Here is a 14,795-nt window from a genome sequence, read left to right on the forward strand (position 1 = left end):
GCAGACGGCCACCCTGCCTGCCGGTGGGCGAAGGGAGATGGGCCGGGTCGTCAGGACCCCTCGGCCCAGGGCGAGGACTCGGGCGGCGCAGGCTGCTCGGCGGCGTCCAGCGCGTCCTCGAGCTCTGGCGCGGCACGGCCGGGCTTGGCCGCCTCCTGCAGCTCCTTCGCCCGGATCCGGGCTCGCTTGAGCAGGCGCTCCTTCATCGACGTCGCGTACATGTCGACGTACTCCTGCTCCGAGAGCCGCATCAGCTCGTACATGATCTCGTCGGTCACCGATCGGAGGACGAAGCGGTCGCCTTCCATGCCCTCGTACCGGGAGAAGTCCAGGGGGGCGCCGATCCGGATGCCGATCTGCATGATCTTGGGCACGATCGTCCCGGTCGGCTGGGCCTTGTCGGTGTCGATCATCGCGACGGGGATGACCGGGACGCCGGCGGTCAGCGCCATCCTCGCCACGCCGGTGCGGCCGCGGTAGAGGCGCGAGTCCGGGGAGCGGGTGCCCTCGGGGTAGAGACCAAGCAGCTCGCCGCGCTCGAGCACCCGCAGCCCGGATCTCAACGCCGCCTCGCTGGCCTTGCCGCCGGACCGGTCGATGGGCAGCTGCCCAACCCCGCGGAAGAACATCGCGGTGAGGCGCCCCTTGACCCCCCTGCCGGTGAAGTAGTCGGCCTTGGCCAGGAAGGTGACCCGGCGCTCGACCACGAGCGGGAGGAAGATGCTGTCCGAGAAGGAGAGGTGGTTGCTCGCGAGGATCGCCGGCCCGTCCGCGGGGACGTGCTCGAGTCCCTCGACCTGGGGCCGGAAGAGCAGGGTGAGTATCGGGCCGAGCACGACCCTCTTCAAGAACCAGTAGAACACCGTTGTCCCTTCCTCGTCGGCGGGTCGAACTCTACCCGGCGGTTGCCTCGACGGGCGTGCGACGATGAGTCGCATGGGCTCAGGGCAGATGGACGAAGGAGAGGTGGACGCGACCTTCGCCGACATCGTCTCCCGGCTCGGCGACGAACCGAGCGTCCCGGCCCAGCGCACCGAGGTGCCGTGGCGGGTCGATCCGACCGGCTCGGTGGCCGATGCGCTGATGTCCCACGACGACGAGCTGCTCGACAGCGCCGACGAGCATTTCGTGCCGCCCCCTCCGCGCGAGCTCCCGCCGGCGACCGACAAGTCGTTCTGGGTGGCGCTGGTCGGCCTCGTCGGCGGGATCGCCCTCCTCCTGCTCACCCTGCTCCTCCAGGACAGCGCTCCGTCGTGGGCCGGCTGGCTGGGGGCGCTCGGTGTCCTCGTCGGCTTCGCCGCGATGGTCCTGCGTCAGCCGAGCCGGCGAGACCACCCGGGCAACGGCGCGCAGGTCTAGCGACTCCCGCAGGTCCGCTACTCCCCCGATCCAGCGCTCGCCGAGGTGGTCCCGGGGACCTCGGGCAGGTCGATGTCGACCCAGACCGGCAGGTGGTCGCTCGCGGCGACGAGGTCGTCCGGGTCGAGCCGCGCGCCGCGCTGCGGGAGCACGGTGATGTCGTCGGTGGCGAAGACGACGTCGAGCACCCGGTCGGGGTGCCGGGCGGGGAAGGTCGGCTCGAGCGGCGAGACCGGCTGCATCCGAGCGGAGATGAGCTGCCACGCCCTGCCGTCCGACTGCTCGTTGAGGTCGCCGGCGAGCAGCGCCGGACCGGGCAGCTCCTCGAGCCGGGCGAGGATGCTCCGGGTGTGCCGGACGCGTTCGTCGGTGTCCAGGCTGAGGTGGACGCTCGCCACGGAGACGTGGGCGTGGCCGAAGGGGGCGACCCGGGTGACCGCGAAGCCGCGCTGGTCCCAGCGAGCCGCGGCCGGCAGGTGGTGGTGGCTGACGGAGAGGACGTTGGTCCGCAGGTTGGTCAGCACCGAGGTCTGTCCGCTGCGCTGCGACCGGCCCGACCACACCAGACCGCAGCGGCGGGCCAGGTCGGTGACCCGGCTGCTCACCGGCGGGATCCACGGCACCTCCTGCAGGCAGAGGACGTCGGGGTCGATCGCGCGGATGACCCTGACGAGGGCGGAGACGTCGTCCTGGAGGGCGCGGATGTTGTAGGTCGCGACGCGCAGGGTCACGACCCGGCTCCCGGCTGCGCCGCCGCGCCGTCGCGGGCCAGCAGGGCGGCGCCGATCATCCCGGCGTCGGCGCCGAGCTCGGCGACGACGAGGTCTGCCTGCGGCCGGTAGCCCCGGCCGGTGAGATGACGGGCGAATGCCTCCCGGGCGGGGTCGAGGAGAAGGTCACCGGCGGCGGACACGCCGCCACCGACGACGAAGACCTCGGGGTCGAAGGCGGCGGCGAGGTTGGCCATCCCGACCCCGAGCCAGGTACCGATCTCGGCGAGCAGCTCGACCGAGGTGGGCTCCCCCGCCTTCGCCGCCCCCGTGATCATCGGGCCGGTCAGCTGGGCCGGGTCGCCGCCGACCCGCGCCAGCAGGTCGCTGGCCATCGGCGACTGGGCCGTGACCAGCGACCGGGCCTCGCGGACGAGTGCGTTGCCCGAGGAGTACTGCTCCCAGCAGCCGCGGTTGCCGCACTCGCACCGCAGCCCGGCGGGGACGACCTGCATGTGCCCGAACTCCCCGGCGATCCCGTAGCGGCCGCGGATCAGCGAGCCGTCGACGAGGAGACCACCGCCGATGCCGGTGCCGAGCGTGATCATCACCGCGTGGCTCGTCGACCGGGCTGCTCCGAGGCGGTGCTCGGCCCAGAGGGCGGCATTGGCGTCGTTCTCGACGATGATCGGCAGCCGCACCCGCTCGCTCACCGACGCCCGGAGCGGCTCGTCCCGCCAGGAGAGATGGGGGGCGAAGACCACGGTGCTCCCGTCGGCGGAGACGAAGCCGGCCGCTCCGATCCCGACGCCCGCGACCGGCGCCTCGCCGTCGGGTCGGCGCTGCATCAGCTCGGCGATGACCGCGACGATGGCGTCCTCGACGACCGAGGGCGCGGTCGAGCGGTGCGGGGTGACCTGGCGAGCCCGGTCGAGGATCGTCCCGTCGTGAGCGACCACCCCGGCGGAGACCTTGGTCCCGCCGATGTCGACGCCGATGGTCGGTGCGTCCGGCGACGGGCCGCTCATGCGCCGGACCCGCCGTCGGACCTGCGGTCGGACCTGCGGTCGGACTCGCCGTGGGCCGAGCCGTCACCCTCCGGATCGGCGTCGCCGAGGAGGACCATCGCTCGGTGGGCCGCCCCGACGACCCCGGCGTCGTTGCCCAGCTCGGCCAGCACGATCTGCGGGCTGGGACGGTGGCCCCGGCCGATCTGGTTGCGCACGAACGCCCTGCGGACCGGGTCGAGGATGAGGTCTCCGGCGGCGGACACCCCGCCGCCGATGACGACGAGCCGAGGGTCGAGGACCGCGCAGATCGAGGCGATGCCGTGCCCGAGCCGGGTCGCGACCTCCTCGAGCAGCTCGACGGCGGCGAGATCACCCTCCTGCGCCAGCTCGGTGACGTCGGTGCCGCGCAGGACCTCCGGGTCACCGCCGCAGCGCTCACGCAGCGCCTCACCGATCGGTGAGGCCGAGGTGACCAGCTCGCGGGCGTTGCGGGTCAGCGCGGTGCCCGATGCGTAGACCTCGAGGCAGCCCTTGTTGCCGCACCCGCAGCGCGGCCCGTCGGGGTCGAGGACGACGTGCCCGAGCTCGCCGGCGATGCCGAAGGCGCCGGTGAGCAGGTTCCCCTTCGACACGCACCCCCCGCCGACTCCGGTGCCGAGCGTGAGCAGCACCATGTCGTCGACATCTCGGCCAGCGCCGAAGACGTACTCGCCCCAGGCGGCCGCGTTGGCGTCGTTCTCCAGCACGACCGGCAGGCCGACCACCTGAGCGACCCGGTCGGCGAGCTCGACGTCGCGCCAGGGCAGGTTCGGGGCGAACCACACGTGACCGCGCGCACCGTCGACGAAGGCGGCGCAGGCCAGTCCCACGCCGAGCACCCCGCGGTCGCCCGCCGCCGCGACGAGCTCGGTCACGACACCGCCGGTCGCCGCGACGATCTCGTCCGTGCTGTCGGTCGGGGTGGAGACGCGGGAGCGCTCGAGGATGGTGCCGTCCGGGGCGACGAGTGCTCCGGCGATCTTCGTCCCGCCGATGTCGATGCCGATCGCGGGTTGGGTCATGAGCTCTTCCTCTGCTGTGCGATGTCGTCGTCGTGGACCGGGATGCTCACGCGCTCGGGCCGCCCGGTCGCCGCGGCGTCGGACGGCTCGCGTCCGGTCGCGAGCGCCTCGCCGAGCAGCACGAGCCCGGTGAGCGCTCGGTCGCCTGCGCCTGGGTCTGCTCGAAGCCGTGCGGCCATCTCCTCGGGGTCGCTCGCCCGGACCCGGGCGAGCAGCGCCTCGAGCAGGGCGACGACCGGCTCCTCGCTCATTGCCTGATCACCGCGGGTCCATCACGGTCGTGGAAGTTCCTGAGCGCCGGGTCGTCGAGCGCGGTGTCGTCGACCTCGGTGTCATCGACCACCGGGTCGGCCACTGCTCCGGGTCGGGCTCGAGCTCGACCTGCAGCACGCCCGAGGACACCCCGGCGCGGACCACCGTGCACCGGCGGTGCATCGCCGACAGGGGGAGGACCCGGCGATGCCGTCCGGCGGAGACGACGAGGTGATCACCCTCGCGGTCCAGGGTGAGATCCGCCGCGCCGAGCCCCGGGACGGGCAGGCTGAGGACGAAGGGGGATCCGTCGTCGCCCTGAGCGGGTGGCGGGCCCGGCGTACGACCCATGAGCGCGAGGGAGATCGTGAGCTCGGCCGTGCGGGCGGCCTCGAGGACCCCGGACCCGGGAAGGTGGTGGATGTGGGCGCGGGTCGCGAGGTGGGTGTCGAGCTCACCGAGCACCTCCGCCGTCTCCCGCAGGGCGGGCAGCACGTGCGGGGCCGGGCGGCTCAGGGAGCCGACCCCGGCGGGCGCCACGAGCGCATCCCACCGGGCCAGCACGGGGATCAGCTCGCTCAGCGCCCGCGCAAGCCGTGCCGGCAGAGCGACGACCCTGGACGGGTCGGCCTCGGGCGGGAGCGCGAGGACCAGGGTGCCCGGCGCCTCCGACGCGATGCGCACGGCGACACCGACCACGGCGCGCACCTCGGGGTCGTCCAGCGCGCCCAGCAGGTCGGCGCTGACGGCTGCGCTCAGGCCGAGCGCCGACAGCAGCCGGTCCCCCGCGTCCCGCAGGTCGGACCAGGCGACCGGCAGGTGCTCGTCGGCCGCGCCGACGGCCGCTGCGCAGCCGGCCAGGCCACCGCCGCCGACCAGGCCGGACCCCCAGGTGAGTAGCTCGCGGGCCGGCCGGGTTCCCCCTTCGCCTGCCGATCGAGCCTCCTGCCGACGGCCGTGCAGCGCGAGGTGGGCGACGAGGGCCCGCCGCCGGGTCTCGTCGCCGCCGCTGACGAGGTGCAGATCGGTCACCCCTCACCGCCCACGTGCCGGCCCAGGCCCCGTCAGGCCTCGCAGCGCTTCTTCAGGTCGCGCAACGCGCTGTCGGTGATGACCTTGGCCGCCTTGCGCTTGATCATGCCGAGCATCGGGACGTTGACGTCCACGACGAGGTCGTAGACGACCTCGGTGCGCCCCTCGCCGGCGTCGCTGAGGGTGTACGAGCCGTCCATCGCCTTGAGGATCGTCGCCTCGACCAGCGACCACGACGCGCGGCCCAGGCCGTCCTCCTCGATCTCCCACTCGTAGTCGAGGGTGTAGGTGTCCTTGATCGCCCCGGCGTCGAGGGTGAAGGTGGCACGGTCGGGCCAGCCGTCGCCGTCCTCGGTGAGGATCTCGACCTGCTTCATCTCCTTGATCCACTCCGGGTAGGACTCGAGGTCGGCGATGACGTCGAGGACCTCCCCCGCCGGCGCGTCGATGACGATGGTCGACCGTGTGCTGTCTGCCATGCGCGGCAGACTACCGGCCCGTCATTGGCGGAGCAGCAGGGCAGAAGCGGCGGACGGGGATCGCCGACCCCGCATCGGAGCCGACCGGAGGATCAGGCTCTGCGGCGCAATCTTCTGTGTCATGGCGCCCGGTGGCATAGGTTGGTCCCGGACCAGCCCGCGGTGAACGAAGGAGATCTCCGGTGCAAGACAGCGTCATGCCGATCCAGGTGACAGGCGAGCCGGGTGACTCGCTCGGCCGCATCCCGCAGGTCAACGCCGAGCGCAGCCCCCAGCGGGTGGCCTTCTCGATCAAGGAGCACGGCTCGTGGCGCGATGTCACCGCCGCCCAGTTCCTCGAGGAGACCCGGGCGCTGGCCAAGGGTTTCATCGCCCACGGGATCGAGCCCGGCGACCGGATCGCCCTGATGGCCCGGACCCGGTACGAGTGGACCCTCGTCGACTTCGCGGCCTGGATGGCCGGAGCCGTCCCGGTCCCGATCTACGAGACCAGCTCCGCGGACCAGGTCGAGTGGATCTGCTCCGACTCCGGCGCCAAGGCGCTCGTCGTCGAGACCGCGCAGCACGCGGCGACCGCTGGCGAGGCCACGCAGGGTCTCGACGGTCTCGAGCACACGTGGGTCATCGACAACGCAGACCTCGACGCGGTGAGCGCAGCCGGCAGCGAGGTCGACGACGCCGATCTCGAGGAGCGTCTCGAAGGCACCGGCCGCGACTCCCTCGCGACGGTGATCTACACCTCGGGCACCACCGGACGGCCGAAGGGGTGCGAGCTCACCCACGACAACTTCCTCGGCCTCGCCGAGAACACCGTCGCGCGGATGGAGGACCTGATCCACACGCCGGGCTCCTCCACCCTGCTCTTCCTCCCTCTGGCCCACGTCTTCGCCCGCTTCATCGAGGTGCTCGCGGTCGTCGGCGAGGTCCGGATGGGGCACAGTGCCGACGTCGCGAACGTCCTCGACGACTTCGCGAACTTCAAGCCCACCTTCATCCTCGCCGTGCCCCGGGTCTTCGAGAAGATCTACAACAAGGCCAACGAGACCGCCACGGCGGACGGCAAGGGCAAGATCTTCGCCAAGGCGGCCGACACCGCCACGGCCTACTCGGAGGCGCTCGCCAAGGGCAAGGTGCCGCTCACCCTCAAGGCGCAGCACGCCCTCTTCGACAAGCTCGTCTACGGCAAGCTGCGCGACCGGATGGGCGGCCAGGTGCAGTACGCGGTCTCCGGCGGCGCTCCGCTCGGCACGCGGCTCGGGCACTTCTTCCGCGGCATCGGGGTGACGATCCTCGAGGGCTACGGGCTGACCGAGACCACCGCGCCGGCGACGGTCAACGTGCCCGGCAGGGTCAAGATCGGCACGGTCGGGCCGCCGCTGCCCGGGACGTCGGTGCGGATCGAGGACGATGGGGAGATCGCGCTCAAGGGCGTCGGCGTGCTGCGCGGGTACCGCGGCAACGAGGACGCGACGAAGGAGTCGCTCCAGGACGGCTGGTTCCGCACCGGCGACCTCGGCGAGCTGGACGAGGACGGCTACCTGAAGATCACCGGCCGTAAGAAGGAGATCCTCGTCACCGCCGGCGGCAAGAACGTCGCACCCGGTGTCCTCGAGGACCGCCTGCGCGCCCACCCGCTCATCAGCCAGTGCATGGTCGTCGGCGACGGCAAGCCCTTCATCGCGGCGCTGCTCACCCTCGACGAGGAGATGCTGCCCGGCTGGGCCGCGAACCACGACCTCGGGACGCTCACTGTCGAGCAGGCTCGGGAGAACCAGACCGTGCTCGACGAGCTGCAGCGGGCCGTCGACGAGGCGAACAAGGCCGTCTCCAAGGCCGAGTCGATCCGCAAGTTCACCGTCCTCTCGGACGACTTCACCGAGGAGAACGGCACCCTCACCCCGTCGATGAAGCTCAAGCGCAACGTCGTGATGCGCGACTACGAGGAGCAGGTCGAGGAGCTCTACGGCTAAAGGCTCACCCCGGCGGGTCCCGGCCCGCGGCTAGCCGGTCTCGTGCAGCTCCTCCCAGATCGCCCACGGCTCACGCCTGGCGCGGGTCGCGTTCGCGGTCGCGGTCGAGACGAGCCCGGCGGCGACGAGCCGCCCCACGGCCTGACGCTCGGCCCGGTCGAGTGTCAGCTCCTCCGGACCCTCGACCTGCAGGCCGGTGTCCGCGCCGGCGGCGCCCACGCCGTCCGGGTCGAGCAGCGCGGTGACCATGCACCCGCCGCAGGCCACTCCTTGCACGGGGCAGGTGCGGCAGTCCATCCGCATGATGTCGCGGTCCATCCCTTCGCCTCCTTCATCTCGCCGGTCGACCCGACCCGCGTGGCCGGGTCCTCGGCCTGGAAGAGACGTTAGGAGGGGGCACCGACAACGACCTCGTCGTCGTCGGTCCCGGCCGCGCACGGACCGCTGTCCCAGGTCAGCGACCGGCCATGACCGTGGGTCCACGCGATGCCCTGCCCGCTCACCCCGAGGCAGAAGCGGCCGGCCGGGGGGTCGGTGCACATCGCGTCGGCGACGGACGGCAGCACCTCGGGGTGCTCGTTGCTGATCCACACCGCGTCGTGCTCGGCGCACAGCTGCGCCATGAGGTCCGGCCAGTCCTCGCGCAGGTCGTCCTCGAAGTACGCGGCGACCGCGGTGTGGAAGACGACGAGCCGGGCCTGCGGCGCCTCCGACCGTGCCCGGGCCATGAGCGAGGACAGGTCGGTGCGCGCATCGCCGCGCACGAGCGTGCGCTCCTCGCCTCCGACGAGCTCGGCCGCGGCGTCGAGCAGGGCCAGCCGGTCCTCGTGCTCGGGCCAGACGAGGGTCCGCAGCCACCGAAGGGTCTCCTCGTCGGTGATGTCGAGGGGGTTGAGGTCGAGCCCCCCGCGCCAGTGCACCTCGGGCAGGGTGCGGGGCAGGGTGGCCGGAAGCTGCTCGCGAGGGACGCCGTCGACCACCGACTCCAGGACGACCGATCGGTCGGCCTCGATCTCGCGGACCACCTCGCCCCGGTCGTCGAGGTAGCGGTAGCCGTACCGGTCCGGGTAGAGGCACAGCCCGCCACTCACGCCGACCTCGAGCAGCGCCAGCGGCGCGTACGAGACGTCGACGAGGACCCGGCCGAGCAGCGGGACCAGGCTGGCGCACCGGCGCACCTCGTTGGTCTGGGTCGACCTGGAGCGCATCGTGGCCGAGACCGCCGCCCACTGGTCGAGGACGCCCTGGCGCATCTGCGCGAAGGGGGCACGGTCGGGCACGCCGTGCCAGCGGGCGGCGGCGAAGAGCAGGTTGGGCTGGCGCTTGGGCGCCTCCAGCTCCCCGAGCCGCGCGATCAGCTCGTCGTCGGCGGCGACGCCGCGGGCCCAGTCGTCGTAGGTGGCCGACTCCCCCTTCGCGTAGTCCTCGGCGAAGCCGGCGTAGTACTCCCGGGTCTGCTCCAAGGACGACATCGGCTGCATGGACCGACGGTACCGGCGCGCCGCCGCCGACGTTGTCAGAGCCTCTGCCTACGGTGCTCTGACATGACCACCCACGCCACGCGACCAGCTCCGAGACCCGAGCCGGTGCAGGACGTGCTCGGGGTGGGCACCGACCTGCGGGAGGTGACCTTCGTCGTCGTCGACCTCGAGACGACCGGCGGATCTCCCCGGGACTGCGGGATCACCGAGATCGGGGCGGTCAAGGTTCGCGCCGGTGAGGTGATCGGCGAGCTGCAGACCTTCGTCGACCCGGGCGAGCCGATCCCGCCGTTCATCCAGTCCCTGACCGGCATCACCGACGCGATGGTCCGCGACGCCCCCGGCGTCACCGCCGCGGTCGCGAGCTTCCTCGAGTTCGCCCGGGGCGCGGTCCTCGTCGCCCACAACGCGCGGTTCGACATCGGCTTCCTCAAGGCGGCGTGCGCTGCGGGCGGGTTGGCCTGGCCCGGTCCCCAGGTGCTCGACACCGTCCATCTCGCCCGGCAGGTGATGCGCCGCGACGAGGTCCGCAACCACAAGCTCGCCACCCTCGCCCGCGCCTTCGGCGCGAGCACCGAGCCCGACCACCGCGCCCTGCACGACGCCCGGGCCACGGTCGACGTCCTCCACGGCCTGATCGGCCGGCTCGGGTCCCTCGGGGTCACGACCCTCGAGGAGCTGGCCTCCTACACCAGCCGGGTCACCCCCGAGCAGCGGCGCAAGCGGCACCTGGCCGACGGGCTGCCGAGCACCCCGGGCGTCTACGTCTTCAAGGACGGCCAGGGGCGTGCGCTCTACGTCGGGGTCTCGGTCGACATCCGTACCCGGGTCGGCTCCTACTTCACCGCCTCGGAGCAGCGCAGCCGGATGGCCGAGATGGTCCGGCTCGCCGAGTCGGTCACCCCGATCCCGTGCTCGACCACCCTCGAGGCCAGGGTGCGCGAGCTGCGGATCATCGCGGCGACCCGGCCTCGGTACAACAAGCGCTCCCGCAACCCGGAGAAGGTGTGGTGGGTGCGCCTGACCGACGAGTCCTTCCCCCGACTGTCCGTGGTCCGGCGGGTCCATCCGGGCGACGAAGGGTGGATGGGCCCCTTCCGCAACCGGGCGTCGGCCGACGACGCCGTGCGGGCCCTCCACGAGGTCGTGCCGTTGCGACAGTGCCTCACCCGGCTCAGCGCGAAGGGAGGAGGCACCGCCTGTGTCCTCGCCGAGATGGGTCGGTGCGCGGCGCCGTGCGTCGGTGGCGTGGACGTCGAGGGCTACGCGCGGACGGTGTCGGACGCCCTCGCGGTGATCGTCGGCGACAGCCGTCCGGTCCTTGCCAGGCTGCGCGAGCGCATGGACCGACTGAGCGAGCAGGAGCGCTACGAGGACGCGGGCGCGGTGCGCGACCGCCTGGCCGCGCTCGTGCGAGGGATCAGTCGGCGCCAGCGGGCGCTGCCGCTGACCCAGACCAGCGAGCTCGTCGCCGCGCGGCGTACCCCGCTCGGGGGCTGGGACCTCGTGTGCATCCGTCACGGTCGGCTCGCCGGCAGCACGAGCGCGCCCCGGGGCGCCGACCCGATGCCCTATCTCTCCGCGCTCCGGGCCAGCGCCGAGGTCGTTGAGCCCTCGACCGTGCCGGGAGCGGTCACCCTGCCCGAGGAGACCGAGCTGCTGCTGCGCTGGCTCGAGGAGCCGGGCACGCGCATCGTCGACATCGACGGCGCCTGGACCTGCCCCGTCGGGGGTGCCGCCGCGGCCCAGGCCGAGCTCGCCCCTGCTCTAGGCTGGGCCTCGTGATCACCGCCATCGTCCTCATCAACGCCGAGGTCAACCGCATCCCCGAGGTGGCCGCGACGATCGCCGAGATCGACGGGGTGAGCGAGGTCTACTCCGTCGCCGGCGACGCCGATCTCATCGCCATGGTGCGGGTGGACGAGCACGAGCGGCTCAACGACGTCATCGCCGACCGGCTCAACAAGGTGGCCGGGGTGACCGGCACGGCCACCCACATCGCCTTCCGCACGTACAGCAAGCACGACCTCGCCGCGGCCTTCGACCTCGGCGTCGGCGACTGAGCGCGTCGATCCCTGGGCGCGTCCACCCGTGGGCGCGTCGTCTCCTGAGCACCGAGATCCCTGAGCACCTCGACCCTTGAGCGAGTCGACCCGTGGACGTGTCGGAGCCCCTGGGATCAGTGGGACTCGGCGAGGCGGGTCGAGGTCTCGACCCAGCGATCCAGCGCGGCGGCCGCCAGGCCGTCGTCGATGACCCGCTCGATCGTCTCGACCGAGGCCGCGATCGCCGCCACCGGGTCGGCGACGGGCTCCCCCTTCGCCATCGCCAGCGCGTGCGCCGCTGCGGCGTTGAGCACCACGGCGTCGCGCGCCGGCAACCGCTCGCCGGCGAAGACCCGGCGGGCGATATCCGCGTTGGCCCCGGCATCGCCGCCCCGCAGGTCGGCCAACGTGCACGGCCTGACCCCGACCTGCTCAGGGCGCAGGGACGCCGCCGTGATCTGGCCCCCGCTCACCCACCACAGGCGCGAGCTGCCCGCCGGGCTCAGCTCGTCCAGCCCCTCGTCACCCCGGAAGACCACGGCCTCGCGCCGTCGCGCGGCGAAGACACCGGCGATGAGGGGGGCGAAGTGGGGGTTGGCCACGCCGACCGCGCTGTAGCGCGGCTGCGCGGGGTTGGTCAGCGGGCCGAGGAGGTTGAACGCCGTCGGGATGCCCAGCCCGCCCCGCACCGGGGCGGCGTGGCGCATCGAGGGGTGGAAGGCGTTGGCGAAGCAGAACGTGATGCCCGCCTGCAGGGCGGACTCGCGAACCGCCTCGCGGGAGAGGGTCAGCGACACGCCGAGCCGCTCGAGGACGTCGGCGGACCCGGAGGAGGAGGAGACCGCACGGTTGCCGTGCTTGACCACGGTCAGCCCCGCCCCGGCGAGCACGACGGCCGACATGGTCGAGATGTTCACGGTGTGGTGACGGTCTCCGCCGGTGCCGACGATGTCGACGGTCTCGCCAGGGACGTCGATCCGCACCGCGCGCCCGAGCATCGCCTCGGCGATCCCTTCGATCTCCGGCACGGTCTCCCCCTTCGCCCGGAGAGCCACGAGGAACCCGGCGACCGGCACCGGGTCGGCCTCACCGGACATCAGCTGGTCCATCGCCCAGCGCGCCTGCGCTGCGGAGAGGTCCTGCCGGTCCAGCAGGAGGGTCAGCAGATCCGGCCAGCTCGGCTCGGCCACGTCGTCGCCCGACGCGGGCACCGAGCGCCCGCTCTCGCCGCTCGACGTCACGTCAGTCGGCATCCGGCCCGGGACGACCCTCGTCGGTGATCGCCTCGGGCCGCACGGTGGCGCTCTGGCCGGTGCGGGCCAGGGTCGCGACGGTGTCGGCCAGGGTCACGGCGTCGATGGGGTGCGGGACGACGGCGTCGGCCAGCGACCAGGTCGCCAGCCAGCCGTCCTGCGGGCGCCCGGTGAGGACGAGGACCGGGGGGCACCGGTAGATCTCGGACTTCAGGGTCCGGCAGAGCCCCATGCCGCCGGTCTTGGCGGCCTCACCGTCGAGGATGAGCAGGTCGAAGTCGCCACCCTCGACCGCCGTCTCGACCGCCGGGGCGGTGGCGCACTCGAGCCAGGACCCGACCTCGACATCGCGCGCCGGTCGCCGTCCCACGGCGGCACGCACGGTGTCGCGCACGGTGATGTTGTCGCTGTAGAGCAGCACCGAGACCGTCGTCCGGTCCCTGCTGGTGGAGCTCGTGCCGTGGGCCTGGCCGGCGGTGGCGGAGGGCGTAGCGCTCATGTCTGCAGATGCTACCCGCGGGCCCGCTCACGGCTGCGATGTGGCCCGCGCGAAGCACCTGCGCAGCAGACTCGCCGCAAACGATCTGGGGGGGTGCACGCACAAGCGGGCCGGCGTCGGCCATAATGCTCTTGTGGCCACAGCACACTCACTGCGCTCTGACGCACCCGCGAAGACCCAGCCCGTGCCGTCCGACCCCGTCATGGGGCCGGTGACGCGACCGAACATGGTCTCCGTCGGGACCATCGTGTGGCTCTCCAGCGAGCTGATGTTCTTCGCCGGTCTCTTCGCCATCTTCTTCACCCTGCGGGCCATGCGCCCCGACCTGTGGGCGGAGCGGGTGCCGATGCTGGACGTGCCCTACGCGGCGATCAACACCCTCATCCTCGTGATCTCCTCCGTCTGGTGCCAGCTGGGCGTGATGAAGGCCGAGGCGCTGCAGCCCAGCCGCACCGGGAGCCTGCTCCAGGTGGGCAAGTGGGGCATGCGGGAGTGGTACGTCCTGACCTACATCTTCGGCGCCGTCTTCGTCTCCGGGCAGGTCGCGGAGTACGCCAAGCTCGTGAGCGAGGGCATCACCATGTCGGCCGACGCCTGGTCGTCGGTCTTCTACCTCACCACCGGCCTGCACGGCATCCACGTCACCGCGGGTCTCATCGCCTTCCTGCTCATCATCGGGCGGACCTTCACCACGCGTCATTACAGCCACGCCCAGGCCACCGGCGCGGTCGTGACCTCCTACTACTGGCACTTCGTCGACGTCGTGTGGATCGCGCTCTTCGCCTCGATCTACCTGCTCGGCGCCTGAGGCCTTCGATGACTCCCCTGACCACGACCGACGAAGGACGACGATTGACCAGGATCGACCGCCGCCACCCCGCCGCGCTGGCGCTGCTCCTCATGCTCGGCTTGATCCTCGCCGGCACGGTCTTCGCCGCTGTCGCGCCGAAGACCGCTGAGGCCAGCGCGCCGGCGCAGTCCGCTGACGTCGTCGAGGAGGGCCGTGAGCTCTTCGTCGCCAACTGCGCCACCTGCCACGGCGAGAACGGCCTCGGCATCAAGGACGTCGGGCCGAGCCTCGCGGGGGTCGGCGCGGCATCGGTCGACTTCCAGATGGAGACCGGGCGGATGCCGATGGCCAAGCCCGGCGTCCAGGCGCCGCGGGTCGAGGACGTGAAGTTCTCCGACGAGCAGATCTCGGCCATCGCCGCCTACGTCGCCTCCCTCGGCGCGGGCCCGGCGATCCCTGACGAGGAGTACACCGACGGCTCGAAGGGGGACGCCGGCAAGGGTGGTGAGATCTTCCGGGTCAACTGCGCCATGTGCCACAACTCCGCCGGCGCCGGCGGTGCCCTGACCCGCGGCAAGTACGCGCCGGAGGTGACCGGTGTCGAGGGCAAGCACATCTACGAGGCAATGCTCACCGGCCCGCAGTCGATGCCCGTCTTCAACGACCAGAACCTCACCCCGGAGGACAAGCGGGACGTCATCGCCTACATCGAGCAGCAGCAGGAGGCCGGCAACCCCGGCGGCAACCCGCTGGGCTCGCTCGGACCGGTCCCCGAGGGGCTCTTCGCCTGGACCATCGGTATCGGCCTGCTCATCACGGCGGCCGTCTGGCTCGGGAAGAAGTCCGCCTGATGC

The 14,795-nt window shown here is 72.3% G+C and carries 17 protein-coding genes; 6 read left to right on the forward strand and 11 right to left on the reverse strand.

Annotated elements, in window-relative coordinates; genetic code table 11:
- Window positions 1–50: 50 nt before the first annotated feature.
- Window positions 51–863, reverse strand: coding sequence for a lysophospholipid acyltransferase family protein (locus tag FB557_RS13720; RefSeq protein WP_144858175.1), 813 nt, complete (start codon window positions 861–863; stop codon window positions 51–53).
- Window positions 864–936: 73 nt separating this feature from the next.
- Here FB557_RS13720 and FB557_RS13725 point away from each other — a divergent pair, with 73 nt between their 5' ends.
- On the forward strand, window positions 937–1,359 hold the full coding sequence (locus tag FB557_RS13725) for a hypothetical protein (protein ID WP_144858176.1): 423 nt from the start codon (window positions 937–939) through the stop codon (window positions 1,357–1,359).
- A gap of 17 nt (window positions 1,360–1,376) precedes the next feature.
- Here the strand turns inward: FB557_RS13725 and FB557_RS13730 are convergent, their stop codons facing one another.
- From FB557_RS13730 to FB557_RS13755, 6 genes are read right to left on the reverse strand one after another with little or no spacing between them, the layout of a single operon-like run.
- On the reverse strand, window positions 1,377–2,090 hold the full coding sequence (locus FB557_RS13730) for an endonuclease/exonuclease/phosphatase family protein (protein ID WP_170236303.1): 714 nt from the start codon (window positions 2,088–2,090) through the stop codon (window positions 1,377–1,379).
- Window positions 2,087–3,097 carry an ROK family glucokinase gene (locus FB557_RS13735; protein WP_144858178.1) on the reverse strand — a complete coding sequence of 337 codons (1,011 nt, stop codon included), beginning with the start codon at window positions 3,095–3,097 and terminating at the stop codon, window positions 2,087–2,089. The genes FB557_RS13730 and FB557_RS13735 overlap by 4 nt, the downstream gene beginning before the upstream one ends.
- Entirely contained in the window at window positions 3,094–4,140 is a 1,047-nt protein-coding gene (locus FB557_RS13740; RefSeq protein ID WP_144858179.1) for an ROK family glucokinase, read from the reverse strand. The genes FB557_RS13735 and FB557_RS13740 overlap by 4 nt, the downstream gene beginning before the upstream one ends.
- Entirely contained in the window at window positions 4,137–4,391 is a 255-nt protein-coding gene (locus FB557_RS13745; RefSeq protein ID WP_144858180.1) for a hypothetical protein, read from the reverse strand. The genes FB557_RS13740 and FB557_RS13745 overlap by 4 nt, the downstream gene beginning before the upstream one ends.
- A gap of 7 nt (window positions 4,392–4,398) precedes the next feature.
- Entirely contained in the window at window positions 4,399–5,424 is a 1,026-nt protein-coding gene (locus FB557_RS13750) for a hypothetical protein (RefSeq protein WP_144858181.1), read from the reverse strand.
- A gap of 32 nt (window positions 5,425–5,456) precedes the next feature.
- Window positions 5,457–5,903 carry an SRPBCC family protein gene (locus tag FB557_RS13755; protein ID WP_144858182.1) on the reverse strand — a complete coding sequence of 149 codons (447 nt, stop codon included), beginning with the start codon at window positions 5,901–5,903 and terminating at the stop codon, window positions 5,457–5,459.
- A 182-nt stretch (window positions 5,904–6,085) separates the two neighbouring features.
- On the opposite strand from FB557_RS13755, the gene FB557_RS13760 reads away from it, so the two are divergent.
- Window positions 6,086–7,873, forward strand: coding sequence for an AMP-dependent synthetase/ligase (locus FB557_RS13760; protein ID WP_246074847.1), 1,788 nt, complete (start codon window positions 6,086–6,088; stop codon window positions 7,871–7,873).
- Window positions 7,874–7,903: 30 nt separating this feature from the next.
- Here FB557_RS13760 and FB557_RS13765 read toward each other — a convergent pair whose 3' ends face one another.
- Together FB557_RS13765 and FB557_RS13770 are read right to left on the reverse strand one after the other, a co-directional pair.
- Complete coding sequence (locus FB557_RS13765) at window positions 7,904–8,191, reverse strand: hypothetical protein (protein WP_246074848.1); 288 nt, start codon at window positions 8,189–8,191, stop codon at window positions 7,904–7,906.
- A gap of 68 nt (window positions 8,192–8,259) precedes the next feature.
- Window positions 8,260–9,354 carry a DUF2332 domain-containing protein gene (locus FB557_RS13770; protein WP_144858183.1) on the reverse strand — a complete coding sequence of 365 codons (1,095 nt, stop codon included), beginning with the start codon at window positions 9,352–9,354 and terminating at the stop codon, window positions 8,260–8,262.
- A gap of 63 nt (window positions 9,355–9,417) precedes the next feature.
- Here FB557_RS13770 and FB557_RS13775 point away from each other — a divergent pair, with 63 nt between their 5' ends.
- Window positions 9,418–11,139, forward strand: a complete 1,722-nt coding sequence (locus tag FB557_RS13775) for a DEDD exonuclease domain-containing protein (protein ID WP_144858184.1) — start codon at window positions 9,418–9,420, stop codon at window positions 11,137–11,139.
- On the forward strand, window positions 11,136–11,417 hold the full coding sequence (locus FB557_RS13780) for an Lrp/AsnC family transcriptional regulator (RefSeq protein ID WP_144858185.1): 282 nt from the start codon (window positions 11,136–11,138) through the stop codon (window positions 11,415–11,417). Before FB557_RS13775 ends, FB557_RS13780 begins: the two co-directional genes overlap by 4 nt.
- A 116-nt stretch (window positions 11,418–11,533) precedes the next feature.
- Here FB557_RS13780 and trpD read toward each other — a convergent pair whose 3' ends face one another.
- Both trpD and FB557_RS13790 read right to left on the reverse strand, forming a co-directional pair.
- A complete protein-coding gene (gene trpD, locus FB557_RS13785; protein ID WP_144858186.1) occupies window positions 11,534–12,652 on the reverse strand; it encodes an anthranilate phosphoribosyltransferase in 1,119 nt (372 codons plus the stop codon).
- Window positions 12,642–13,151, reverse strand: a complete 510-nt coding sequence (locus FB557_RS13790) for a response regulator transcription factor (protein WP_144858187.1) — start codon at window positions 13,149–13,151, stop codon at window positions 12,642–12,644. Before FB557_RS13790 ends, trpD begins: the two co-directional genes overlap by 11 nt.
- Window positions 13,152–13,353: 202 nt before the next feature.
- On the opposite strand from FB557_RS13790, the gene ctaE reads away from it, so the two are divergent.
- Window positions 13,354–13,959, forward strand: coding sequence for an aa3-type cytochrome oxidase subunit III (ctaE, locus tag FB557_RS13795; RefSeq protein ID WP_484177380.1), 606 nt, complete (start codon window positions 13,354–13,356; stop codon window positions 13,957–13,959).
- 44 nt (window positions 13,960–14,003) lie between these two features.
- Window positions 14,004–14,792 (forward strand): cytochrome bc1 complex diheme cytochrome c subunit, encoded by a 789-nt coding sequence (qcrC, locus tag FB557_RS13800; protein WP_246074850.1) that lies wholly within the window; start codon window positions 14,004–14,006, stop codon window positions 14,790–14,792.
- Window positions 14,793–14,795: the final 3 nt, after the last annotated feature.

It is taken from the genome of Marihabitans asiaticum (assembly GCF_007828725.1).
Classification (GTDB): domain Bacteria; phylum Actinomycetota; class Actinomycetes; order Actinomycetales; family Dermatophilaceae; genus Marihabitans; species Marihabitans asiaticum.